At 65.8% G+C, this 24,517-nt stretch carries 21 protein-coding genes; 9 read left to right on the top strand and 12 right to left on the bottom strand.

The window, feature by feature from the left end:
* Positions 1–18: 18 nt before the first annotated feature.
* From A7D17_RS20110 to A7D17_RS20070, 9 genes are all read right to left on the bottom strand, one after another.
* Positions 19–3,156: a discoidin domain-containing protein gene (locus A7D17_RS20110; RefSeq protein ID WP_064510722.1), complete on the bottom strand. Its 3,138-nt coding sequence runs from the start codon at positions 3,154–3,156 to the stop codon at positions 19–21.
* Between the two features lie 26 nt (positions 3,157–3,182).
* A complete protein-coding gene (locus A7D17_RS20105) occupies positions 3,183–4,019 on the bottom strand; it encodes a carbohydrate ABC transporter permease (protein ID WP_064510721.1) in 837 nt (278 codons plus the stop codon).
* Entirely contained in the window at positions 4,016–4,900 is an 885-nt protein-coding gene (locus tag A7D17_RS20100) for an ABC transporter permease subunit (RefSeq protein ID WP_082862185.1), read from the bottom strand. The genes A7D17_RS20105 and A7D17_RS20100 overlap by 4 nt, the downstream gene beginning before the upstream one ends.
* A complete protein-coding gene (locus A7D17_RS20095; RefSeq protein WP_064510719.1) occupies positions 4,897–6,261 on the bottom strand; it encodes a sugar ABC transporter substrate-binding protein in 1,365 nt (454 codons plus the stop codon). The genes A7D17_RS20100 and A7D17_RS20095 overlap by 4 nt, the downstream gene beginning before the upstream one ends.
* A 3-nt stretch (positions 6,262–6,264) precedes the next feature.
* Positions 6,265–7,902 carry a glucoamylase family protein gene (locus tag A7D17_RS20090; RefSeq protein WP_064510718.1) on the bottom strand — a complete coding sequence of 546 codons (1,638 nt, stop codon included), beginning with the start codon at positions 7,900–7,902 and terminating at the stop codon, positions 6,265–6,267.
* 103 nt (positions 7,903–8,005) lie between these two features.
* Positions 8,006–10,984, bottom strand: a complete 2,979-nt coding sequence (locus A7D17_RS20085) for a TonB-dependent receptor (protein ID WP_064510717.1) — start codon at positions 10,982–10,984, stop codon at positions 8,006–8,008.
* A gap of 104 nt (positions 10,985–11,088) precedes the next feature.
* Positions 11,089–12,111: a LacI family DNA-binding transcriptional regulator gene (locus A7D17_RS20080; RefSeq protein ID WP_064510716.1), complete on the bottom strand. Its 1,023-nt coding sequence runs from the start codon at positions 12,109–12,111 to the stop codon at positions 11,089–11,091.
* Positions 12,112–12,674: 563 nt separating this feature from the next.
* On the bottom strand, positions 12,675–12,944 hold the full coding sequence (locus tag A7D17_RS20075) for a BolA family protein (RefSeq protein WP_064510715.1): 270 nt from the start codon (positions 12,942–12,944) through the stop codon (positions 12,675–12,677).
* Positions 12,941–13,240 (bottom strand): YciI family protein, encoded by a 300-nt coding sequence (locus tag A7D17_RS20070; protein ID WP_064510766.1) that lies wholly within the window; start codon positions 13,238–13,240, stop codon positions 12,941–12,943. The genes A7D17_RS20075 and A7D17_RS20070 overlap by 4 nt, the downstream gene beginning before the upstream one ends.
* Before the next feature lie 369 nt (positions 13,241–13,609).
* On the opposite strand from A7D17_RS20070, the gene A7D17_RS20065 reads away from it, so the two are divergent.
* The 3 genes from A7D17_RS20065 to A7D17_RS20055 are packed head-to-tail and all read left to right on the top strand — an operon-like array spanning position 13,610 to position 17,304.
* Positions 13,610–14,515: a segregation and condensation protein A gene (locus A7D17_RS20065; RefSeq protein WP_064510714.1), complete on the top strand. Its 906-nt coding sequence runs from the start codon at positions 13,610–13,612 to the stop codon at positions 14,513–14,515.
* Positions 14,493–15,665, top strand: coding sequence for an SMC-Scp complex subunit ScpB (scpB, locus tag A7D17_RS20060; RefSeq protein WP_239692259.1), 1,173 nt, complete (start codon positions 14,493–14,495; stop codon positions 15,663–15,665). Before A7D17_RS20065 ends, scpB begins: the two co-directional genes overlap by 23 nt.
* Positions 15,658–17,304, top strand: a complete 1,647-nt coding sequence (locus A7D17_RS20055; RefSeq protein ID WP_064510712.1) for a pseudouridine synthase — start codon at positions 15,658–15,660, stop codon at positions 17,302–17,304. The genes scpB and A7D17_RS20055 overlap by 8 nt, the downstream gene beginning before the upstream one ends.
* A gap of 217 nt (positions 17,305–17,521) precedes the next feature.
* Here the strand turns inward: A7D17_RS20055 and A7D17_RS20050 are convergent, their stop codons facing one another.
* Positions 17,522–17,959, bottom strand: a complete 438-nt coding sequence (locus tag A7D17_RS20050) for a hypothetical protein (protein ID WP_064510711.1) — start codon at positions 17,957–17,959, stop codon at positions 17,522–17,524.
* A gap of 165 nt (positions 17,960–18,124) precedes the next feature.
* On the opposite strand from A7D17_RS20050, the gene A7D17_RS20045 reads away from it, so the two are divergent.
* Positions 18,125–18,892: a glutaminyl-peptide cyclotransferase gene (locus tag A7D17_RS20045; protein WP_095522635.1), complete on the top strand. Its 768-nt coding sequence runs from the start codon at positions 18,125–18,127 to the stop codon at positions 18,890–18,892.
* Positions 18,893–19,081: 189 nt separating this feature from the next.
* On the opposite strand, the gene A7D17_RS20040 is transcribed toward A7D17_RS20045, so the two are convergent.
* Both A7D17_RS20040 and A7D17_RS20035 read right to left on the bottom strand, forming a co-directional pair.
* A complete protein-coding gene (locus A7D17_RS20040; protein ID WP_064510710.1) occupies positions 19,082–19,882 on the bottom strand; it encodes an amidohydrolase in 801 nt (266 codons plus the stop codon).
* 206 nt (positions 19,883–20,088) lie between these two features.
* Positions 20,089–21,237: a pyridoxal phosphate-dependent aminotransferase gene (locus A7D17_RS20035; RefSeq protein ID WP_064510709.1), complete on the bottom strand. Its 1,149-nt coding sequence runs from the start codon at positions 21,235–21,237 to the stop codon at positions 20,089–20,091.
* A gap of 245 nt (positions 21,238–21,482) precedes the next feature.
* Between A7D17_RS20035 and ccmA the strand changes: the two genes are divergently transcribed.
* The 5 genes from ccmA to ccmE all read left to right on the top strand — a co-directional run bounded on the left by ccmA (position 21,483) and on the right by ccmE (position 24,303).
* Entirely contained in the window at positions 21,483–22,127 is a 645-nt protein-coding gene (ccmA, locus tag A7D17_RS20030; protein ID WP_064510708.1) for a heme ABC exporter ATP-binding protein CcmA, read from the top strand.
* On the top strand, positions 22,124–22,816 hold the full coding sequence (gene ccmB / locus A7D17_RS20025; RefSeq protein ID WP_029220084.1) for a heme exporter protein CcmB: 693 nt from the start codon (positions 22,124–22,126) through the stop codon (positions 22,814–22,816). The genes ccmA and ccmB overlap by 4 nt, the downstream gene beginning before the upstream one ends.
* A gap of 112 nt (positions 22,817–22,928) precedes the next feature.
* The gene (locus tag A7D17_RS20020; protein ID WP_064510707.1) at positions 22,929–23,681 is read left to right on the top strand and encodes a heme ABC transporter permease; all 753 of its coding nucleotides are present in this window, start codon (positions 22,929–22,931) and stop codon (positions 23,679–23,681) included.
* Positions 23,678–23,848, top strand: a complete 171-nt coding sequence (locus A7D17_RS20015) for a heme exporter protein CcmD (RefSeq protein WP_064510706.1) — start codon at positions 23,678–23,680, stop codon at positions 23,846–23,848. Before A7D17_RS20020 ends, A7D17_RS20015 begins: the two co-directional genes overlap by 4 nt.
* Positions 23,845–24,303, top strand: a complete 459-nt coding sequence (gene ccmE, locus A7D17_RS20010) for a cytochrome c maturation protein CcmE (RefSeq protein WP_064510705.1) — start codon at positions 23,845–23,847, stop codon at positions 24,301–24,303. Before A7D17_RS20015 ends, ccmE begins: the two co-directional genes overlap by 4 nt.
* Positions 24,304–24,517: the final 214 nt, after the last annotated feature.

Raw genomic sequence — 24,517 nt, 5'->3', positions numbered from 1 at the left:
CCGGACAAGGCACGAGCATCATTGCGTGGCCTTTTCGGCCCGCCGCACCGCGCTGGGCACATCGATCTGCACCGTGGCCGGCAGTTGCTGGATGCGCAACTCGCCATTGAGCCAGTCCACGGTTTCGCCATTGACGCTGGCCTTGCCGGGTTCGCCCTGGTACGGCCAGGCGAACACCACGCCACCCGGAGGCATCAGCAGGCCAGGCTGCAGCTGCAACACCAGCTGTTTTTCGCTGCGCTGCAAGGTGTAGTTGAGGCGTCCGTATGGCGTGCGCAATTCGGCGATGCCGATACCCTTGCCTTCGAACCAGCGCGTCGGGGTACCGGCGGCGATCACCACGCTCTGATCCGATTCGCGGGTGTAGGCGAACATGTCCAGCACCGAGCGCACGAAGTCCGACGCCACCCAGGCATGCGGCAGGTCGCCGACGAAAAACGGTTTACGCGGCGTGCGCGAGACCACTTCAGCCCACTGGTTCCACGGCTGCGGTGCGCGATCCTTGAAGAAGAACGCGGTGGCGTCCCAGGCACGCTCGCGCCAGCCAAGGCGCACGAACGCGGCGACGTTGCGCCACTCATAGGGGGTGTAGTCCTTCCATTCGCGCTTGCTGTCGCGACGATCGGAAAATTCCTTCCAGTAGCGCTCGAAGGTGTTGCTCAACAAGTCCTGCGGCAGCCGCTGCTGTTCGCCGCCCGGGGTCAGCGCGATGGTGGTGGAGGTGGCATCGAAATCGCCAAGCTCGGCCGAGCCGGGCAGGAAATCCAGGCTGTGCTGGCGTACTGCCGCACCCAGCGAGGCGATCAGGTCGCCGCTGAACTCATCGCGCGCAGCGCCGAAGCGGGCTACTTCGTCCGGCTTGTCGAGCGCGCCGGCCAGCATTGCCGCGTCCTTGTAGCCGCGTAGCGCCCAGAAGTTGTCCCAGTACGAATGCACCGGCTTGGCCGAATAGCCTTCATGACTGATCGACACCGGCATCATTCCGTAGAAGGCCGGGTTGCGCATGAAGTTCTCTTCGGTGCGTTCGCTGGCGCGCAGCTTTTCCATGTAGTCGACCGCGCCGGTGACGTGCGGCCACATCTTCTCCAGGAACGCCCTGTCGCCGGTGTAGCGGTAGTACTCGGCGATGTTGTAGATCAGCTCGCCATGGCTGTCGTTTTCCGGCACCGGGTCGCTGCCGCGGTCGTCCACGCAGCACGGCACCATGCCATCGGCGAATTGGTACGGCGCGAACCAGTCGACGTAGTCGCGCACCACGTCTTCGCGGCCGAGCCGCAACAGCCCTTCGGAGATCATTGCACCGTCGCGTATCCAGCTACGCGAGTACGAGCGCGTGCCCGGCTGCAGACGCGGGCCGATGCGCGAGATCAGCATGTGCGCCAGCGCCGTACGCAAGGTATCGACCACCGGCTTGCCTTCGGCCGGCACGCTGATGCGCACGCGATCGAGCTTGCCGCGCCACTGCTGCGCAACCTGTTGTTGCGCGGCCTCCGCATCGAAGCCGGCAGGCAGCTGCGCGGTGCCGGTCTGCGGGATCACCAACGCCACCTCGCGCCGTTGGCCCGGTTCCAGCTTCCAGCGATACAGCAGTACACCCGAGGCCAGGCCGGTTTCGTCCTTGACCTGGGTCACGGTGGGCGGCGTGGCCGCAGTGAGATGGCTGACATCCATGCCGCTGTCGAAGGCACTGGCGAACCCGGCATCCGGGCGCTGCGCCGCGAAAACGCGCGGCTTGCCGTTGACGCTGACCTGGGCGCCATCCACGGTGAGCTGTTCGATCCGGCTGACGCCGCCCAGGGTGTTGAGGAACTGGGACGGCGGATTGACCTGGAACGGACGCACCGCCAGGGCCAGGGTGAACTCGCGCGCGTCCTTGCCGGTGTTGTGCAGCTGGTAGCGCGCGACCAGTTGCGCCTGATCGGGTGTGCCCTGCACGAATGCAGTAACGCGCAGGTTCATCAGGTCGTGGTGCCAGTCGACGCTGGGAATCGGCAGGTAGTCGTCCTGCAGGCTTTGCTCGCTGCTGACGTCGGACCAGTGCAGCAGCTTGCCGCCGGTGACCAAGAACGGCTCGATGCTGAAGCCGCCCTTGCCCACTTCCACCGCGCCGTCCTCGCCGATCAGGCCCTGCTCGGTGCCGCCATCAAGACCCAGGATGGTCCAGTACGGCTGCTCGCCGGAGAAACCGCGCGGATAGCTGCCGCGCGGCATCTGCGCGGCCAATGACTTGATGAAGTCGTTCGGGGTCGCGGCAAACGCCAGCGGCTGCAGCTGCACTTCCTTGATGCCGTAGCGCCAGTTGGGGCCGTCCTTGAGATCGAAGCGCAGGTAACGCGCCTCGGTGTCCGGCAGCGCCAGCCAATCGGTGCCGCCGGCACCGGCCGTAACGGTACGCAGGTCGCGCCAGCCGCGCCCGTCGCTGGACGCGCGCACCACGTATTGCGAGGCCTGCAGGCCGGGGACCCACTGCACCACCGCACCGCCGAATTCGCGCACCTTGCCCAGGTTGAGGGTGACGGTCTGTTGCTTGACCGCGCCGCTGAGCCAGAAGGTCTCCGGCTTGCCGTCGGCCAGGCGCTGTTCCAATGCGGGCGCGGTATCGGTGATCGCCTCGGCCTTCAGCGGCGAGGTGTCCTCCGGCGGCAGCGGCGTCAGCGCCAGGCGGTCGAAGCACACCGTGCCCTGGCCACCGACCTTGTTGTAGATGGTGAACTCGACATCCGCACTGCTGCGCAATTGCTTGTCCGCACCTGGGCCCCAGGCCTTCTCGATGGTGCGCTTGCGGTAGTTGAACGTGGTCCAGTTCTTCGGGAAGTTGAAACCCGGCCGGTTGACCCACCACACGTTGTCGCCGCTGGCATCGATCAGCTTGAGCTGCAGGTCGTTGGACGGCGACTCGCCGCGTACCGCGAACGAGATCCGGTAATTGTCCGGATAGGTGATCGGCAAATTGCGACGGATGCCGACATAGCCGGACACGCCATTGAAGTTGTAGTCCAGGCACAGCGCATGTCCGCCCGAGGGCGTAGCCACCGGCCGCAGCGAACCGCTCACCTGATTGGACACCACCAGGCGCCAGGCGCCGATGTCGTTGAAGCCGTCGAGCACACGCTCCTGCGCCTGCGCCGCGCCCGCAGACGTGACGAAAGCGGCCATGGCACACAGTCGCAGGAACACTGGTTTCACCCCTTCACACTCCCCAGCAGAAGACCTTGGATGTAGTAACGCTGCAGCGCCAGGAACAATAGCAGCACCGGAATCACCGTCACCACCGCGCCGGCCATCATCAGTTCCACGTCCATGATGTGTTCGCGCGACAGCGCCGCCAGCGCCACCGGCAAGGTGTATTGCTCCTGGTCGGTCAGCACGATCAGCGGCCACATGAAGTCGTTCCACGAGCCCATGAAGGTGAAGATGGTCAAGGTGACCAGCACCGGCTTGAGCATGGGCAACACGATCTGGAAGAAAATCCGCATCTCGCTGGCGCCGTCGATGCGGGCGGCTTCGATCAATTCATCCGGAATGCTGCGCGCGTACTGGCGCACCAGGAAGATGCCGAACACCGTGGCCAGCGCCGGCACCACCACCCCGCCGATGTTGTTGACCAGATGCAGCTGCTTCATCAACAGGAACAGCGGCAGCATCGCCACCTGCGCCGGGATCACCAACGCGGCCATCAGGATCTTGAAGATGCGCTCGCGGCCGACGAACTGCAGCTTGGCGAAGGCATAGCCGGCCATGGTGTTGATCAGCAACGAGCCCAGCGTGATCAGCCCGGACACCAACAGGCTGTTGGCGAAGTTGCGCGCCATGCCGGTGCGCGCGAACAGCTCGTGGTAGTTGGCCAGGGTGAACGCCGACGGCAGCATCGGCGGCGGAAACCGGCTGGCCTCGCCGGTGGGCATGAACGACACCGACAGCATCCACAGCAGCGGCGCCAGGCTGATCAGGGCCAGCACCAGCAAGCCGCCGTTGATCAGCACGCCGTTCCAGCGCGATTCGCCAACATCACGACTCATATCAGATCCTTCTTGCGGCCAAAGCGCAGCATCACGGTGGTCACCGCCAGGATGATCAGGAACAACAGGAACGCGACCGCCGACGCGCGGCCGAGGTTCCACCATTTGAAGCCTTCCTCGAACATGAAATACAGCACGCTGACGGTGCTTTGCAGCGGGTCGCCGCGGGTCATCACGTAGGGTTCGGCAAACAGCTGGAAGTAGCCGGAAATGGTGATCACCCCGACCACCATCAGCACCGGGCCGAGCATCGGCAAGGTGATGTGCAGGAACTGCTTCCAGCGCGACGCGCCATCGATGCGCGCGGCTTCGTACAGGTCCTGCGGGATCGCCTGCAAGCCGGCCAGGAAGATCACCATGTTGTAGCCGAAGTTCTTCCACACCGCGAACAGCATGATGGTGGGCATCGCCCAGCGCGGGTCGCCCAGCCAGTCGATTGGCTGGATGCCCAGATGGCTCAGCCCGAAGTTGACCAGGCCATATTTGATATGGAACAGGTAGCGCCAGATCACTGCCACCGCCACCAGGGTGGTCACCACCGGCGCAAACAACGCAGTGCGGAACAGCGCCTTGAACCGCGAGGCTTTCGCATTAAGCAGCAGTGCCGCACCGAGCGACACGCCGATCGACATCGGCACGCCCAGCAGCACGAAGTAAGTGGTGTTCCACAACGACTTCCAGAACAGCGGCGTCTGCAGCAGCTCGATGTAATTGCCCAGGCCGACGAAGCGCAGATGGCTGCTGTCGGCCAGCGCGTACAGGTCAAAGTCGGTAACGCTGAGCACCAGCGCGGCGAACACCGGCACGCCAAAGAACATGCCCAGCACCATGATCGACGGCGCGGCGAATACCCAGCCGGCGACGGAATTGCGCTTCATCATGGTGCCGCTCCCTTGCCGCTGGCTGCAGCCGTTGCTGCGTCCGGCGCGGGCACGTTGGCAGGCGTGCCCGACGGGCCTGCCGGGCCGACACGCCCGCCTTCCTGTTCAAAAATCCAGCGGCGCTTGGCCAGGATGTCGTCCACGCGTTTATCCAGTTCCTGCACGGCCGCCTCGTGCGATTGACCGCCGCGCACCACGCGCTCGGTCACCAGGCGCATTTCCTGCACGATGCGCTCCCACTCCAGCACCTTCGGCGTGGCCTTGACCCGCTCGAGCTGGTCGCCGAAGGCATGCGCCAGTTCGTCGTTGGCCAGCGACGGCAGCTTCCAGGTACTGCGCCGCGGCGGCAGGTCGCCGATGATGGCGTGGAAGCGTGCCTGCACCGTGGGCTGGGACAGGTACTCGATCAGCTTCCAGCTGGCGTCCTTGTGCTGCGAGGACTTGAAGATGACCAGGCTGGAGCCGCCAGCGATGCCCGCGCCCAACCCATTAGGGCCGGGTAATGCCGCGGTGCCCCACTTGCCTTCCATGCCCGGCGGCTGGCGCAGCTTGAACTCGCGCACGTTCCAGGGCCCGGACAGGTAGAAGGCGTAATAGCCGTTGAAGAATTCGTACCAGACGTTGGACACCTGGGTCTCGGACACCTTCGGCGCCCAGCCCTTCTGGTACATGCCGTCGTAGAACGCCAGCGCCTTGCGGAAGCCTTCGCCGCGGAAGTTGCCGTAATTGTCGTGGTCGCGCAGCAGGCGGTCGTCTTGCTGCAGCGCGAACGAGAGCTGCTGCTCGAACTCGTTGAGCGGCATCAGGATGGCGTAACGGTCAGGGCCGACCTTGCGCTTGATCGCCGCCATCACCTGTTCCATCTCGGCCCAGGTCTTGGGCATTTCGCTGTAGCCGGCCTCGCGCAACAGATCCTTGCGGTAGAACAGCAGCCGCGTGTCCACATACCACGGCACCCCGTACAGCGTGCCATCGACCACATTGGTGTCCCACACGCCGGGAAAATAATCGGCCGGGTCGACGATTTTCGAGCGCGCCACGTACGGCTGCATCGGCTCCAGCGTGTCCAGCAAGGCGAATTCCGGCAGCCAGGTGTTGCCGAGCTGGCACACGTCCGGCAAGCCATCGGCGGCGAAGGCGGTGAGCAGTTTTTCGTGCGCCGCGGTCATCGGGATGTTCTGCACATCGACCCGGATATCCGGGTTCTGCTTCTCGAAGTCGGCCACCAGCTCGGCCACCACTTCGGCCTCCTTGCCCATCGCCCAGAAGCGCACGGTGGTCTTGGCAGGGTCGGAGCGGTCACATCCCGCCGCACCTGCACACAGGGCGGCGGCCAACATCAACAGTTTCAAAAGGCGCACGGATTACTCGGGTTTGGGGCGTTGCGTGGAGTTTTGGCGTTGCGAGGGGTCTTGCTGGGCCTGGGCAGCGGCGGCACGCGACTCGGCCATGCCCAGCGCGCGTGCGGCGGCTTTTTGCTCGTCCTTTTGCGGCAACGGCTGCGGCTCGCCTTCGGGGGTCAGCCAGCCACCGGTAAAGCCGGCGCGTTCCAGGCCGGCGCGGATATACGGATTCTTCTTCATCACGTTCCAGACGAATTCGGTCTGGTAGTTGGCGATCATGGTCAGGATCGGGCCCTGGTCGATGCCGATGTAGTCGCCCGCCACCCAGCCGCGATTCGGCACCATGCGCCCGGTCTTGAGCGGGATGTCGTAATTGAAGCTGGGGTTGAACGAATCCAGGAAGCCATAGCTGGAATACAGATAGTCGCCATAGCGCTTGTGCATTTCTTCGGTGGCGGGGATCACCACTTCCGGGGCGAACACGATCGAAGAGATCGCTGCGGTCGGGGCGATGGTGCCGTCGTCGAAGTTCTCGCGCAGGCCGGCGCCGCGCGAGGAGTAGTGGCGGAACTGGCGCTGCTCGCCACGGTATTCCTGGCTGGTGTTCTGCGGACCGTCGCCGGCGGTCAGGCCCCAGACGTTCTCGCCATAGTCCTTCCACTTCATCGGGTTGTCGATGGCGTAGTCGCGCTGCGCCAGGGTGGCGCGGCGGCTGTTGAGGAAGTAGTCGATGCCGCGTTCGCGCATGTATTGGTCCTGGATATCGCGGAAGTCGATCCAGACATGGCTGTATTGGTGGCCGAACAGCGGGCCGAAGGACAGGTATTCCTGGCCCTGGTACACGCCCCAATCGTTGTTGTAGGTACGCGTCCAGCTGGTCCACGCCTCCGGGTCCACGCCATGGGTGGGCGAGCCCAGCGCGAGGATGTACAGCATCATCGCCTCGTTGTAGCCCATCCAGTCGTGGTCGATGAAGCCGCTCTCGGGGAACCAGCCCATCGAGATCAGCGGCGCACGTTGTTGCAGCCAGCGCCAGTCCACGCGCTTGTACAGCGCGTCGGCGATCTGGCGGATTTCTTTCTCGCGCGGGTCCTCGCCGTCGTAGTACGACTGGGTGAACAACACGCCCATCATCAGCAGCGCGGTATCCACGCTCGACAGCTCGACCCAGCTGTCGTAGCGATTGCCTTGCTGCATGTCCAGAAAGTGGTAGTAGAAGCCCTTGTAGCCGGCCCTACCGGTCCGCTGCGGCCCCATCGGCGCATCGCGGAAGAATTTCAGTGTGGTCAGGGTGCGGTCGATCGCCTGATTACGGCTGATCCAGCCGTTTTCGATGCCGATCGGATACGCGGTTAGTGCAAAACCGACCGAGGCGATGCTGGCGAACGGGCGCGACGGAAACCGGTCTGGCGACAGTCCGTTGACCTCGTTGGTGGTGTCCCAGAAGAACTGGAAGGTACGGCGTTCGATATCCGAAAACAGTGGCGGTAGCGGCGGCTTGACCGGCTTGGGCGGCAACTGCGCCTCGATCAGGATCACTTTCACTGGCGCCTTCCTTTCGGCCACCTTGGGTTCCTCGGCCTGTTTGCAGGACGCCAGTACCAGCGCACCCAGCAAGAGTGGAATCGTCAACCAACGCGACGTGTTGCCCCTGTCCATCCGCCCCCCACTTGTGTAATCGATTACATCTCGCACGCAAACCTACCCTATCCAGGCGCCGAGTTCGACCGCCCTGGCCTTGCAGCCAGGGCGGTCGAGCACCTCACCAGTTCAGGCCAAAGGCCAGACGGAAGGTACGCATCGGCGATGCCAGCACACCGGTCGGCGTGCCGTAAGCCGTGTTCAAGTCCTGCAATGTTCCGGTATCGCCGTTGAAGGCGGCGTAATTGACCCAGTTGAACACGTTGAGGATATCCGCACGCACATTGAATGTGACACCTGCGCCGGTATCCCATTCTTTATTGGCGGCAATGCTGAATTCCTTGTAGCCCAGCGTGCCATCCGGCTTGAACTGGATGATGTCGCACTGGTCGTTGCCGGCAAGGCAGTTCTGGCCGTAGCGCGCGGTCTGGCTGGCCAGCGACAGCTTGCCGGACAGCTTGACCTGGTACGGCAGCTCGTAGATGCCGGTGACCACCAGGCGATTCTTCGGGATGCCGCCGGCTTCACGCCAGCCGTAGTCCTGGATGCGTTCGCGGTCCAGCGCGTAATGCTCGCCGAACTGGCGGTTCTCCTTGGCATCGGAATAGGTGTAGGCCACCGTCAGGCCCCAACCGGATTCTTCGTCGAAGGGCTTTTCGACCTGCAGCGCGAGCTGGTTGTTGCGGGTTTCCACGCCGTTGGTGCCCAGCACGATGGCGCTGTAACCATCCGGCCCATCAACCGGCACGCCCGAGGTGGTGCCCGGCTGGAAGAACGAGCCGTCCGGCAGGCGGTTGCCCCGCACGAAGGCGAAGCCGTCGTGGCTTTCGATCCGGCTCAGGGTCACGTCGGTGAACCAGTCCTGGCCCCACAGCGGCACCATGTTGCGCATGCCGATGCTGAATTGGTCCGAATACGGGGTCTTGAGGTTGTTGTCGATCAGGTAGACCTCGCGCCCACCACCGCCGGTGCTGTTGGCGGTCAGCGTGTTCAGCCCTTCCTGGCTGTTATAGGCCGGATTCCATGCCGTGCACGGGTCGCCCAGGCAGGCGGGGTTGTTGGCGCTGGTGAAGTAGTAACTATAAGAATTGAAGGAGTTGTTGAGCTGCTCCAGGGCCAGGTAATCGAAGATGTTGCGGTCGTAGGCACGGCCGGCGCCGCCGTAGATCACGTGGGCCTGGTCGCCGAACAGGTCGTAGGACGCACCCAGGCGCGGCTGCCAGGCATTCTTGAACGCCTTGCGGTTGTTGCCGGTGCTGATGAAGTCGTTGATGTTGTAGTTGGCGTTGCGCAGGTTCGGCCAGTTCTGCAACGCACCGGCCACATCGGACGGGGTGACGAAGTCCAGGAAGGCCGGGGTTTCTTCGTAGTCGTAGCGCACGCCCAGATTGAGGGTCCAGTGCTCGTTGACCTCCCAGTCGTCCTGCAGGTAGATGCCGTACTGCTTGTTCTTGGACACCACCGAGCCGCCACCTTCCACCAGTGGCGCACCGAAGCGCACGCGGTACGGCGTCTGCACGTCGGTGAGGATGTTGTAGTAGTACTGCGGGTTGGCCGGATTGAACTGGGTCGAATCCAGATCGATGCTCTTGAACTTCACGCCCATCTTGACGGTGTGTGCGCCGTGCCATTCCAGGCTGTTCAAGGTCAGGTCGTCCTGGAAGGTCCAACCCCTCTGGCCCTTGCGCTGGAAGCTGCTGCCGGCACCGGCGGCCAGGATATCGGTCTCGTTGCCGCGCACCGGCGTGTAGCTGAGGATGTAGCCGTTGCCGTTGTTGATCGGCGCCTGGTTCCAGAACGCGCTTTCGTAGCTGAGGTTGGCCTCGTTGAGGAAGTTGGCACCGCTGTACTGCCAGCGCAGGTTGGCGCGCTTTTCTTCCTGCCCGTTGATGCTGCCGTGCTCATAGGTCGAGGTCTGGCCGACATCGTTGAGCTCGTCTTCCTTGCGGTACTTGCCGGTCAACTCGAACAGGTTGTTGTCGCCGATGGTCCAGTCGATCTTGCCGAAATACAGGTCTTCCTTGAACGGCGTGCTGGAGGTCACCACCAACGGCTGCAGCTGCGCCGGCAGCTGGTCGACGCGATCGGAATAGATCGAGCCGGGAATCACCACGTTCGGCGTGGTGTATTCCTTGGCCTCATAGGCAATGAAGAAGTGCGCCTTGTCCTTGAGGATGGGGCCGCTGAAGGTGGCGCCGTACTGGGTCTCCTCGAAGTCGTCGCGTACGCCGGCCTTCTTCTCCAGCGGGCTCTCTTCGCGCCAGCCGTCGTTGCTGGTGTCCCAGAAGAAGCTGCCGTGGAAATCGTTGGTGCCGGACTTGGACGAGGCCACGATGGCTGCGCCGCTGACCTGGTCGAACTCGGCCTTGTAGTTGGAGGTGATGACCTTGTATTCGCCGATTGCCGACTGCGGGAACGGATTGCCGCGGCTGGAATCCTGGCCGCTGACGCCGCCGGTCAGCACGTAGTTCTTCTGGCTGACGCCGTCGATGTAGACGTTGGTGCCTTCGGCCGAGGTGGCGCCGGTGCGCACCTTGGTGGTGCCGTTGGCCTCGCGGGTGAACTGCACGTTCGGCACGGTGTCGGCCAGTTCCAGGAAGTTGCGCGTGGCACGCGGCAGGTTCTGGATCTGCACGTTGGAAATATACGTGGCGTTTTCGGAGGTACGGGTTTCCACCAGCACCGGCGGTGCCTTGACCTGCACCGCATCCAGCGTGGTGGCGTTACCAGCGTCGGCCGTGGCCGGCTCGCCGCCGACGCCCAGATTCAGGGTTGCCGTCTGGCCGACCTGCACGGTGACGTTCTGCGTGCTGGTCTGGCCGTTGGCGGTGACATCGATCCGGTACGAGCCCGGTGGCAGGCCGCCGAGCGAATAGCCGCCGTTGCTCACCTGCACGGTACGGGTCAGGCCGGTGGCCAGATTGGTCGCGGTGACCTGCGCCTGTGCGGCCGGTGCCGCGTCGACCGTGACCTGGCCGCGGATGGTGGCGCCGGTGCCTTGCGCAAACGCAGGCGCGGCGCCCAGCAGCAGGCAGCTGGCCAGGGCGCAGCTGAGCAGCTTGCGCGCCGGACGCGCGGAATGGGGGTGGTGGTGGTGCATGGTCCCTCCAGGGATCGGTACAGATTGTTGTTGTGGCGTTGCAGTGGTGCAGGAACGACCGCTGCGGGGGAGCAGCGGGAGCGGACAGAACGTCCGCGAAAAGGTCAGGTGGCCGGCACGCCGGCGCCGCAGGACGCGCGGATCACCAATTCGGGCGTGAGCAGCTGGCGCATGCCGTCGTCGGCGCCCGGCGTTTCCACCAGCCGCATCAGCCGGGTCATCGCCTGCTCGCCAAGCCGCGCAATGCTGACCCGCATGGTGGTCAGCGGCGGATGGACGAAACGGGCCAGCGGGATGTCGTCGAAACCGGCCAGCGCGACATCGCCGGGCACCGCGACGCCGGCCTGGGCAAATGCATACAGGCAGCCGAGCGCGGCCATGTCGTTGGCCGCGAAGACCGCATCGGGCAATGTGCCTGCAGCCAGCATCGCCAGCCCGGCGCGGTGGCCGGACGCTTCGTCGAAGTCGCCGGCATATTCGATTCCCTGCGCCTGACCGCCGAATCCGGCAATCGCATCGCGGAAGCCGCGCAGGCGCTCACGCGCATCGAAATTAAGCGCCGGCCCGCCAATGAAGGCGATCCGCCGGTGACCTGCGCGCAGCAGATGCTCGGTCATGGCCATGGCGCCGGCATGGTCGTCGATGCTCAGCACCGGATAGCCCGCACCGGGCAGGTGCGCATTGATCAGCACCGTCGGCAGCGACTGCGGCAGGTTGTCGGTCAGGAAGCCCGGCTGCTCGGCGTACGGCGATAGCACCAGCAGGCCATCCACGCGCCCTCGCATCGAGCGCAGTGCCCTGCCCTGGGCTTCCGGGTCGCCGTGATAGCTGGACACCAGCAGATGCTGCCCGGCAGCGCGGGCCGCACCATCGATGCCGCGGATCAGCTCGGAAAAGAATTCGCCATACAGATCGGGCAGCACCACGCCCAGCGTCTGCGACCGCCGGCTGCTCAGGCTACGGGCGGCCGCATGCGGGCTGTAGCGCAGGCGCTCGGCCACCGCCATGACCTGCTGACGCACAGCCCCGGCGACATTGTCATGCCCGTTGAGCGCGCGCGACACGGTGGCAACAGAGACCTGTGCTTCGCGAGCGACATCTTTGATGGTGACCGCACCCTTGGCCATGCGTGTCGCCCTCCGCGACCGACTTCCCAAAACTGGCGCGGACTGTAAGCGTTTTCATAAGCGGGCGTAAACCCCTGTCTTCACACGCGTGAAAACGCTTACAGATCAAGCATCTGCAGGTGATGAATACGTGAAGTAATGTGCTGCGACGCAACAAAAACGCACCCACGTGTCCACAGACGAAGCACAACGCGGATCACGGTTGGCAGTTCGCTGCGCGGCGTGACGGGTGGTGGGCATGCCCTTCGGCTGGGCGTGTCGAGATGCTGGAAGCGCGCGAGTGGAGTTCGTGATACCGACGCGCCAGCGCCCCGACCGCAGGCTGAATTTCCAGGAGGCCCTGCCTCGCAAGCAGTTCGCAGGAAGCATGCATGATGGGCCCGCGCCGGCAACGCAGCCGCGCTCAGGGGCACTCCGGCTACGTAACAGTGGCTTTACCAGTGCGCCACGCCTGTGGGGACATTGCTGCGTCCGTAGGAGCGCACACGGGCGCAACGGGGCGCTATGTGTGACGCTCCATTGTGTCCGGGTGCACTCCCATCGTGCGCGACTTGGCCCTCCGGCTAGCCGGTTTCACCTGGCGCAAGCGCCTCGATCGACAAGGCATGGATGTCGGTGTGCATCATCTCGCCGACGGCCGCGTACACCGCCCGATGGCGCGCCAGCGGCGGCTTGCCGGCAAACACGGCACTGACGACCCGCACATTGAAATGCCCGCGCCCGTCGCGTGCGCCGGCGTGGCCGGCGTGTCGGTGGCTGTCGTCCACGACCTCCAGTTCTGTGGGCGCCAGCGCCGCCTGCAGCGCCACGCGGATCCGCTCGACCCGGCTCATGGCAGCACCCGCCGGAACGGCCGGACCTCGGTACGCACATACACGCCCGCTTCCACATACGGATCGGCATCGGCCCAGGCGCGCGCATCTTCGAGTGCGTCGAATTCGGCAATCACCACACTGCCGCTGAAGCCGGCCGGACCCGGATCCTCTGCATCGATGGCCGGGCAAGGCCCCGCCACCAGCAGCCGCCCGGCCGCAGCCAACGCCTGCAGGCGTGCCAGATGCGCCGGTCGCGCCTGCTGCCGCGCCGCCAGTGCGTCGGCGCCGTCATACCCTTCGATTACGTACCACACACGCCACCTCACCCAGAACTTGAAGATCACCGCAGGGGATTCTAGCCGGCCCGGCGCTGGACACCGCCCCCGCGCACGCATTACCCTTGGCACCACTGAACACGCAACCGGACGCAGCGGCCCGTCGGCCCAGGCTCAACGCCCTTCTCGACGACCGATTCGCTGCCCACCGCCGGCCCGCGTAGACGACCTCCTCGCTGTTCCGTCGCCGCATGCCACGCGGCGCCTGCTTGTATGTCGATTGGCGTATGTGAATTTGTGGGATCGTGCCGGCACAGGCGCGACATTGATCGCAATAACTTCAAGGCAAAGCCCCTGCAGGCGCGGCTCAGACCGCGGCCGGCGACCGCAAGACCCGATGTCCACCTGATGAATTCCGAACTCGCGCACGTCGCGACTCCGCCAGCCACGAGCGCGCCGCCACAGCAGCAGGAAATGCCGCTGGCGGTGGTGCATGGGCAACCGGTACTGCAGATTCCGCAGGATCTGTATATTCCGCCGGATGCGCTGGAAGTCATCCTGGATGCCTTCGAAGGTCCGCTGGACCTGCTGCTGTACCTGATCCGCCGGCAGAACCTGGACATCCTGGACATCCCCGTCGCCGAAATCACCCGGCAGTACGTGGACTACATCAATGTGATGCAGGAACTGCGCTTCGAACTGGCGGCCGAATACCTGGTGATGGCCGCGATTCTGGCCGAGATCAAGTCGCGCATGCTGTTGCCGCGCCCGCCCAGCCAGGATGGCGAAGAAGAAGACCCGCGCGCAGAGCTGGTGCGCCGCCTGCAGGAATACGAGCGCTTCAAGCAGGCTGCCGAAGACCTGGACACCCTGCCCCGCATGGGCCGCGACAGCGCGCCGGTGCAGGCGCATCTGCCCGAGCGCGCCGCGGTCAAGCTGCCGCCGCCGGTAGACTTGAAAGAAATGCTGATGGCGCTGTACGACGTGCTCAAACGCGCCGAGCTGTTCACCGGGCACGCGATCAAGCGCGAGGCGCTGAGCGTGCGCCAGCGCATGGGCGATGTGCTCAGCCGACTGGACGACGGCAAGTTCTACCGTTTCGAATCGCTGTTCACGGCCGAAGAAGGCAAGCTCGGCGTGCTGGTCACCTTCCTGGCGCTGCTCGAATTGGCCAAGGAGCAGTTGCTGGACATCGTGCAGGAAGCGCCGCTGGCGCCGATCTACGTGAAGTCGCTGGCGTTGGGAAATACCAATGCGCCGCTGCAATTCTCCAGCGAATTCGATGACAGCGATGCTGCCAACGAACCTATCTGAAGCCGATCACCGAATGGATCAAGCGCTGATCACCCGCATCATCGAAGCCGCCCTGTTGGCCAGCAGCCAGCCACTGACGCTGGCGCAACTGCAGGGGCTGTTTCCCGAAGAAGAACCCGCACCGCCCGGCAGCGTCGAGCGCGCGCTGGAAGTGCTGCGCGAGGCCAGCGTCGAGCGCGGTGTGGAACTGGTCGAAGTGGCCTCCGGCTTCCGCTTCCAGGTCAAGGCCGAGGTGCATGGCTGGGTGGCACGGCTATGGACCGAGCGCCGCACCAAGTACACCCGCGCCACGCTGGAAACCCTGGCGCTGATCGCCTACCGCCAACCGATCACGCGCGGCGAAATCGAGCAGGTGCGCGGCGTGGCGGTCAGCAGCAACATCATCCAGGCGCTGGAAGAGCGCGAATGGATCCGCGTGGTCGGCCACCGCGACGTGCCCGGCAAGCCGGCGCTGTTCGGCACCACCAAGGGCTTTCTCGATTACTTCGGGCTCAAGCGGCTGGACGAGCTGCCGCCTTTGTCCGAGTTGAAGGACATTGCCGAGCTCGAACCGCAGCTGCCGCTGGACCGCGATGGCCAACTGGATGGCGCAGTCCCGGCATCGGCATCGATGCAGGCCGAGCAGGACGGGGTGGATGCTGACGCAGCCCACGCGGGTGATACGGATGCAGATGCCGATGTGGGCGACACACCTTCAACGGCAGATGCCGGCGCCCCCCCGGCTGAGTCCAGCGACAACGGCACCGCTTCGGCCGATGAAGAGAACGCCGCCCCCGCCGATAACGGCAGCAAGGCAGACGACGACATCGAGGATGCTGCTGCGCAGCCCGGCAGCGCAGCGCATGAGGCGTCGGAGATCGGGCAGGAGCAGCACCGTCACGACGCCGGCAGCCGCGACAACCGCGATGCCGACGAGCAGCAACCAGGCACACCGCAGCACCCCGAGCCCGCCTCGGTGCAGGACCAGAATACGTTGGACCCAGACGCCGCCCGCGAGGGCGACCCCGACACCGCGCCGGGCACGCGCGCGGATGCAGTGAACGAAGACGAAGACAACGCCGTCGCGACGACGACCGTGGCTGTTGACGAAGCCGATTCCGACCCAGAGGCCGACCCAGAGCGCGTCGGCCGGAGCCAGACACATGAGTGACACCCCCCGCAAGCTGTCGTTGAACAAGCTTTCCCTCAAGCGCGACAGCGCGCCCGAAGCGCCGAAGCTGGAAGAGCGCCTGCACAAGGTGCTGGCCCAGGCCGGCCTGGGCTCGCGCCGCGCGCTGGAGCAGCGCATCGCCGACGGCCTGATCAAGGTCAATGGCGCCGTCGCGCAGACCGGCATGTCGGTGCGCAGCGGCGACAAGATCGAGCTGGACGGACGCAGCTTCGTGGCCAGCGCGCTGACCGAACCTTCGCGCGTGCTGATCTACAACAAGCCCGAAGGCGAAGTGACCACGCGCGAAGATCCCGAAGGCCGCCCGACCGTATTCGAGTCGCTGCCGGCCTTGAAGGGCTCGCGCTGGATCGCCATCGGCCGCCTGGACATCAACACCACCGGCCTGCTGCTGCTCACCACCGACGGTGAGCTGGCCAACGCGATGATGCACCCCTCCTACGAGGTCGAACGCGAATACGTGGTGCGCGTGCGCGCCCCGGAAGGCGAAGAAAAGGTCTCCGACGCCATCATCGAGCGCCTGTCGCGCGGTGTGCTGCTGGAAGACGGCGGCGCCAAGTTCGACGAGATCGAACGCATCGGCGGCACCGATTCGCACGACTGGTTCCGTGTGGTGGTCAAGGAAGGCCGCAACCGCGAAGTGCGTCGCCTGTGGGAATCGCAGGGCTGCCAGGTCAGTCGCCTCAAGCGCAGCCGCTACGGCAAGCTCTCGCTGCCGCGCGAACTGCTGCGCGGGCAGTCGGTGGAAGTGGCGCAGGACAAGGTCGACGCCCTGCGCGCCGAACTCAAACTGGAAGAAGGCGCGCCCTCGGCACTGACCCTGCAGCCGGTGATCGGCCAGCGCCGCGCCGCCAAGTCCACCGTGCACGTCTCGCGCGATGGCCGCAGCAACGCCTACGTCAACGGGCAGACCTCCGGCGCCGATGAAGGCCGCGAGCTGCGTCGCTTCGACAACCTGCGCGAAGACCGCGGCGGCCGCGGTGGCCGCGGCAAGCCCGGCGGTTTCAAGGGCGGCCTGACCGTCAGCGGCGAAGCCGCTGCCAAGCAGTCGCAGCAGCGCCCGTTCAAGCAGCGTGGCCCGGCCAAGGGCGACCGCTCGTTGCCGGACGGCAACCCGGCCGCGTTCCGCAGCTGGTATGTGCCCGATGGCGTCAGCACCGGCCCGAGCGGCCACCGCAATGCCGGCCCCGGTGGCAACAGCACCGGCCAGGCACGCCCGTATGCCAAGAAGGGTCCGGGCGGTGCACGTCCGGGTGCCGGCGGCGGCCAGGGTCAGGGACGCGGCGGCGCCGGTGGTCAGGGCCAGGCGCAAGGCCAGGGGCAGCGCAAGCATCCCTACGGTCATCCGGGTAACGCGCCGATCTTCCCGTCCGACCACGCCAACCCGGGCTTCAGCCCGTATGGCGCAGCGCGTCCTGCCGGTCGCCCCAGCGGCGGCCGTCCGGGTCCGGGCGGCAATCGCGGCCCGGCCTCGGCTAACCGCGGCCCCGGTGGCCCCGGCGGCCCGGGTGGTGGCGCGCGTGGCCCCGGTGGTCCTGGCGGCGCTCCGCGTGGCCCGGGCGGCCGTCCGCCGGGCGGTGGCAACCGTCGCCCGCCCGGTGGCGGCAATCGCGGTCGCTAAGGCCTGGAGGCGGACACCTGCAATAAAAAACGGCCCTGCAAAGGGCCGTTTTCATATGCGCCTGCCGGCGGCGTGACAGCAGGTTGAGTGCCACAACCAAGGCTGCAGCGAGCTTGCCTGCATGTTCGGCTCCAGGAGCGTGGCATCGGGCAATCGGCAGGTGGCGCGTCAACGCAACACGCGCGCCCGGAGGCGCGCGCGGTCCTGATGGAACGGCTTACTTGCGGCGCTCGATCACGAAATTGCCGACGTTGACGCCCAGGTCCACGCCCTCTCCGGTACCGGCCAGGGCCAGCGAGATGTCGCCCTTGGTGACCACCTGGGCGGTGCTGGACTTCACCACGCCCGCATGCGCCTCAGCCGCTGCGTAAGTGCCGAACAGATCGTTCAGGCTGTACGCGCCGGAGAAGGAGCCGCGGCCACCGGTGATCTTCGATTTGCCCACCGTCAGGCCGCCGCCCTTGCTGGAGATCTTGACCGGAATCACCGCGCCGTTGTCGCACTTGATGGTGCCAGTGCCGCTAGCGGTCTTGTAGAACACCGACCAGCCGGACAGGTTGAACGACAGCTGGCAGTCGATATTGCCGGCGGCCTGCGCCTGCGGAGCCAGCGTTGCCGCGCCGAGCAGCGCGAGAAGAGACAGTGACTTGATCATGTATGCGGTGCCGGTGGTGGAAGTGGCGCGAGACTAGCAGCGCCGATGTGGCAGCCGCGACAACGCCCACCACCCTGCGCGACTGCTGTTCAGCCCAGCATTAGCTGGCGGTGCGCGGCGTCGGGGCTGCTGCAAATCGTGCCCACGGCATGGGATCATGCCGGCATGTCACGCCCTGCCCTCCTGCTGTTTGCCGCCGCCCTGGTGTCGCCGCCTGCGCATTGCGCCGAAGCCATTCCAACCCAGGCCTATACCGTGGTACGCAGTTATCCGCACGACACAAGCGCGTTCACCGAAGGCCTGTTCTATCGCGATGGCTATCTCTACGAAAGCACCGGCGAGCTGGGCCAGTCGCGGGTGCGCAAGGTCGAGCTGGATACCGGCCGGGTGTTGCAGCAGGCGCAGACGCCGCTTCCCTACTACGGCGAAGGCATCGTGGCCTGGGAAGACCGGCTGATCCAGCTGACCTGGCGCAACCAGCGCGGCTTCATCTACGACCTGACCACGCTGGCGCCACGCGCGCAGTTCAGCTATCCCGGCGAGGGCTGGGCCCTGACCAGCGATGCGCACACCATCTACATGAGCGACGGCAGCGCGCGCATCCGCAAGCTCGATCCGCAGAGCCTGAAGCAGACCGGCAGCATCACCGTCACCGCACGCGGCCGGCCACTGGACAACCTCAACGAGCTGGAATGGGTCAAGGGCCAGCTGCTGGCCAATGTCTGGCTGACCACCCGCATCGCGCGCATCGACCCGGCCAGCGGCAAGGTCATCGCCTGGATCGACCTCAAGGCGCTGGTACCGGAGGCGGACACCCTGACCGACCCGGCCAATGACGTACTCAACGGCATCGCCTACGACGCAGAGCACGACCGCCTGTTCGTCACCGGCAAGCGGTGGCCGAAGATCTATGAGATCAAGGTGGGTGAGTAGCCGGGATTGGGGATTCGGGATTGGGGATTGGTAACAACGGGCACGCTGGCACCTGAGCCGTAGTGGCTTTTACCCATCGCGAATCACGAATCCCTGTTCTCGACCAGTGGCCGGGATTCGGGATTCGGGATTGGCAGCAGCGGGCATGCTGGTACCTGCCCGGCAGTGGCTTTTACGAATCCCGAATCCCTAATCCCGAATCACAAACTTGTCCGCATCCAGCATTGCCGGGAAACGGGCGCGGTGGTCGGCCAGGGCGGCGGCGCTGATGGTGGTGGTGACCACCTGTTCGCGCTCGCGGATTTCCACCTGCGGCTGGCCGAGGAAATCGATCACCGCGCTGTCGCCGGCGTAGTGCAACTGATTGCCGTCCACGCCGATGCGGTTGACGGCGGCGACGTAGCACAGGTTTTCGATCGCGCGCGCGCGCAACAGCGTCTTCCAGGCGTAGGCGCGTGCCGATGGCCAGTTGGCCACGAACAGCTGCAGGTCGAAATCCAGCTGGCCCGGGCGCTCCACATCGAAGCGGTTGCGACAGAACACCGGAAAACGCAGGTCGTAGCAAACCTGCGGATTGATCCGCCAGCCTTTCCAGTCGACGCAGAGGCGATCGCGCCCGGCCGCATAACGCAGATGCTCGTTGCCGAAGCGGAACAGGTGGCGCTTGTCGTAATACTGCAGCGCACCGTCAGGCGTGGCCCACAGCAGTCGGTTGAACACGCCGCCCTCGGTGCGCAACTGCACGCTACCGGTCACCGCCGCCCCCAGCCGCGCGGCCTGCGCGCGCACCCAGTCCACGGTCGGCCCGTCCATGCCTCCGGCCTTGTCGATGGCATCGTTGGAAAACCCGCTGGTGAAGGTCTCCGGCAGGATCACCAGATCGGTCTGCCCGGCCAGCGGCCCCAGCAACGCGCCGTAGTAATCGCGATTGCCAGCCGGGTCATGCCAGCGGGTGTCGCCTTGGATCAGGGAGATGCGAAGGTCGTGCATTGGAGGCTCGGGAATGGGGAATCGGGAATCGGGAATGGGTAGAGCGGGTGTGGTGGCGTCTGTGCGCTAGGTGGGTGACGAAGTCGGAGGGCAGGAAGAACACCAGCGACGCGCTCACGATTCCCTGTCCCGGGCCGGCAGAAATCGAGAAGGAGTCCAGTAATGCTCTTACGATTCCCCAATCCCGATTCCCCATTCCCCGCACTTCAGAGCTGCTGCAACCGTGCGATCGCCGCATCCAGCGTTGCATCGTTCTTGGCGAAGCACAGCCGCGCCAGGCGCTGACCAGCCGGGGCATTCTCGTAGAACGGCGACAACGGAATCGCAGCCACGCCCTTCTCGATCGTCAGCCACTTCACGAATTCGGTATCGGGCAGATCGCTGATCTCCGAGTAATCCACCAGCTGGAAATAGCCGCCGGGCACCGGCAGCGGCTTCAGGCGGGTGGTCAGCAGCTGCTCGCGGAAGCGGTCGCGCTTGGCCTGGTAGAACGCGCCCAGCTGCTCGTCGTGCTCGGGCTCGTCACGGATCATCGCGGCGAAGGCGTGCTGGGCCGGGCCGAAGCTGGTGAACGTGTTGTACTGGTGCACCTTGCGGAATTCGGCGGTGAGCGCCGGCGGCGCGATCGCATAGCCGATCTTCCAGCCGGTGCAGTGGTAGGTCTTGCCGAAGCTGGAGATCACAAACGCGCGTTCGCGCAATTGCGGCCAGCGCAGTACCGACTCGTGGCGGCGGCCGTCGAACACGATGTGTTCGTAGACCTCGTCGGAGAGCAGGAAGATGTCGGTGCCGCGCAGCAACTCGCTCAAGCGCTGCATATCCTCGGTCGACAGCATCGCGCCGGACGGGTTATGCGGCGAGTTGATCATCAGCAGGCGCGTCTTCGGCGTGATCGCTGCGCGCAGCGCGTCCCAGTCCACGGCGAAGGTCTGCGGGTGCAGCGCCACGTGCACCGCGCGCGCGCCGGCCAGATCGATCGCCGGCTCGTAGCAGTCGTAGGCCGGGTCCAGCACGATCACCTCTTCGCCTGCGCGCACCACCGCGTGGATGGCATTGAAGATGGCCTCGGTAGCGCCGCTGGTGACGGTGATCTCGGTATCGGCATCGACCTGCGCGCCGTAGCACCGCTGCGCCTTGCCGGCGATGGCCTGGCGCAGTACCGCCACGCCGGTCATCGGCGGGTACTGGTTATGGCCGGCGGCCATGGCCCTGGTCAGTTCGTCGACCAGCCGCTGCGGCACCGCGAAGTCGGGAAAGCCCTGGCCCAGGTTGACCGCGCCGTGCTCGGCCGCCAGCTGCGACATGACGGTGAAAATGGTGGTGCCCACCTTGGGCAGCTTGGTCGTGAGGGGCATCGCGCCAGTCCGGTCAGCAATCGGGGACCGCGAGTGTACGCAAAGCGGCCCGGCCGGTGCGCCAGGCACCCTGCAAAACGGCGTTCCCGGACACATCACGCCGCGCGCATGCGCCCCCGGCAGCGGCCATCGTCGTTACAATGCGCGCCCTGCTTCACAGCGTGTCGCGCCGGTTGCCTGTTGGCGATGGCCCGACACCCGCTCGCCCACCCCATGCCGTCCTGCGACGGGAGCCCGCTGCGCCGATGATCGAACCGCTGCACACTGCGCCCCCGCTCCTGGCGGCGCGCGCGCTGGCCTTCAGCCGCAACGAAGAGCCGGTGTTCGGCCCGCTGGATTTCCATGTGGATGCCGGCGAAGCCTTGCTGGTGCAAGGCGACAACGGTGCCGGCAAGACCACGCTGCTGCGGGTGCTGGCCGGGCTGCTGCAGGTGGAGCGTGGGCAGATCCAGATCGACGGCAAGACCGCGCGGCGCGGCGACCGCAGCCGCTTCATGGCCTACCTGGGCCACCTGCCCGGCCTGAAGGCCGACCTCAGCACGCTGGAGAACCTGCATTTCCTGTGCGGCCTGCATGGCCGCCGGGCCAAGCAGATGCCCGGCAGCGCGCTGGCCATCGTGGGCCTGGCCGGTTACGAGGATGCGCTGGTGCGGCAACTGTCTGCCGGCCAGCGCAAGCGCCTGGGGCTTGCCCGGCTGTGGCTTTCGCCGGCGCCGTTGTGGCTGCTGGACGAGCCCTACGCCAACCTGGACCTGGACGGCATCACCCTGGTCAACCGGATGATTTCCGCGCACCTGCGCGGCGGTGGCGCGGCACTGGTCACCACCCACGGCGCCTACGCGGCACCGCCGGTGCGCACCCGCATGCTCACCCTGGAGGCCGCGGCATGACGCCGTCATCGCAGCCGTCCTTGCTGCAAGCGGCCCGCGCGCTGCTACGTCGCGATCTGCAATTGCTGTGGCGCCGTCGCAGCGACGCACTGCAGCCGGCGCTGTTCGCGCTGCTGATCGTGGTGCTGTTCGCACTGGGCCTGGGCGGGCGCCCCGACCTGCTGGCACAGGCCGCACCGGCGGTGCTGTGGCTGTCGGTACTGCTGGCCGGCCTACTGTCGTTGGACGCACTGTTCCGCAGCGACGTGGAAGACGGCTCGATGGAGCAATGGTTGCTGGCACCGGTACCGCTGGCGTGGTTGATCGCCGTGCGCGTGCTGCTGCATTGGGCCACCAGCGCGCTGCCGTTGATTGCGGTGACGCCATTGCTGGGCGAATTGCTGCACCTGCCGCATGACCAATTGCCGGTGCTGCTGGCATCGTTGGCATTGGGCACACCGTTATTGAGTCTGCTCGGCGCAGTGGTTGCGGCACTGACGGTGACGATGAAACGCTCTGGTATTCTCGTGGCGTTGCTCGCGTTGCCGCTGTATGTGCCGGTGCTGGTGTTCGGCGCCGGCAGCGTGGCGGCCAGCGGACAAGGGCAGGATGCGGTAGGTGCGTTGTTGTTGCTGGGCGCAGGGTTGGTGATCGGCATCGTGCTGGCACCGCTGGCGGCGGCAGCGGCGATCCGGATCTCGCTCAGCTGATCGACGTTGCAGATGCGCCATTGATGGGACACCGTAGGGTGTACGGTGGTGTCGTACCGGAAACTGCCTCCATGCAAAGAGCCATCGCCATGCCAAGAGCCATCGCCATCGCATGAACGTCGTCGTCCGCTGGTTCCACCAACTCGCCTCGCCTCCGATCTTCGACCGATTTACCGCGCGCTGGGCCCCCTGGTGCTACGCGCTGGCTGCGCTAGTGCTGGGCGCGGGGATCTGGCAGGCGCTGTTCGCTGTACCGGCCGATTACCAGCAGGGCGACAGCTTCCGCATTCTGTATATCCACGTGCCCAGCGCGTGGATGAGCCTGTTCGTGTTCGGGTTGATGGCGGTGTACGCAGCGATCGCGCTGATCTGGCGCATCAAGGTGTGCGAGATCCTGGCGATGGCCTGCGCACCGATCGGCGCGGCGTTCACCGTGATCACCCTGCTCACCGGCAGCATCTGGGGCAAGCCGATGTGGGGCGCCTGGTGGGACTGGGACCCGCGCCTGACAACCGAATTGATCCTGCTGTTCCTGTATCTGGGCGTGATCGGCCTGTACCACGCCATCGACGACCGCCGCCAGGCGGCACGCGCGGCCGGCTTGCTGGCAATCGTGGGCGTGGTGCTGTTGCCGGTGATCCGTTATTCGGTGGTGTGGTGGAATTCGCTGCACCAGGGCCAGAGCATCCGCCTGTTTGGACCATCGACCATCGATGCCAGCATGTTGCTGCCGTTGTGGCTGATGGTGATCGGCACCAAGTTCTGGTTCGCCGGGTCGCTGCTCACCCGCGCGCGCGCCGACAACCTGCGCCGCGAGGCCGGCAAGGCCTGGATCGTGCGCGAGCCGCAGGACACAGCCGCATGAGCTATCTGCCGTATGTCATCGCCGCCTACGCCGTGTTCGTGCTGGTACTGCTGTGGGACCTGATCGCCGGCCGTTGGCAGGTACATCGCGCATTGAAGACTGCCCAGGCGCGCCGCCTGCGCGAGCGCAAGCGCACCCTGCCCAGCGATGCGGAGCTGACCCGATGAACCCGCAACGGCGCCGCCGCCTGTGGCTGGTGCTCGCCTTGGTGCTGGCCGGCGGGCTGGCGACCACGTTGGTGGCGATGGCCTTGCAGCGCAACGTGGCGTATCTGTACACGCCGTCGGAGGTGCTGCGCGGCGATGCCGGCGAACATGCGCGCTTCCGGCTCGGCGGCATGGTGGAAAAAGGCTCGTTCAAACGCACCTCCGGGTCGCTGGAAGCGCAGTTCCGCGTCACCGATGGCGATGCGCAGCTGCCGGTGCGCTACGACCGCATCCTGCCCGACCTGTTCCGCGAAGGTCAGGCCGTGGTCGCGACCGGTCGCATGCAGCAGGGCGTATTCGTGGCCGAAGACGTGCTGGCCAAGCACGATGAAACCTACATGCCCAAGGAAGTGGCCGACAAGATGGGCAGTGCGCATCGCAAGCATCAGGTGGCACCAGGCAAGGTGACGCAGTGAGGGATGGACTGATGGACGGCGCTGCCGGGGTCTGCGACCGGCGATGGGGAGTGCGGAAGAAGCCCGATGCAGTCACCGGAAGCCGCGTGGCAGGCGTGTCTTCCGGTGTTCCCGGCGACACGTCAGACGCTGCTCGCCCCCTCCGCCGGTCGACGCATGCGCTGGCCACGACGGACCGCACGACGGCAAGGGACGGCGTTGCACTTCACCGGGC

Source organism: Xanthomonas floridensis, from assembly GCF_001642575.1.
GTDB classification, from domain to species: Bacteria; Pseudomonadota; Gammaproteobacteria; order Xanthomonadales; family Xanthomonadaceae; genus Xanthomonas; species Xanthomonas floridensis.
Note: the sequence above shows the minus strand (reverse complement) of the source record. Positions and strands in the feature narration are given on the sequence as shown.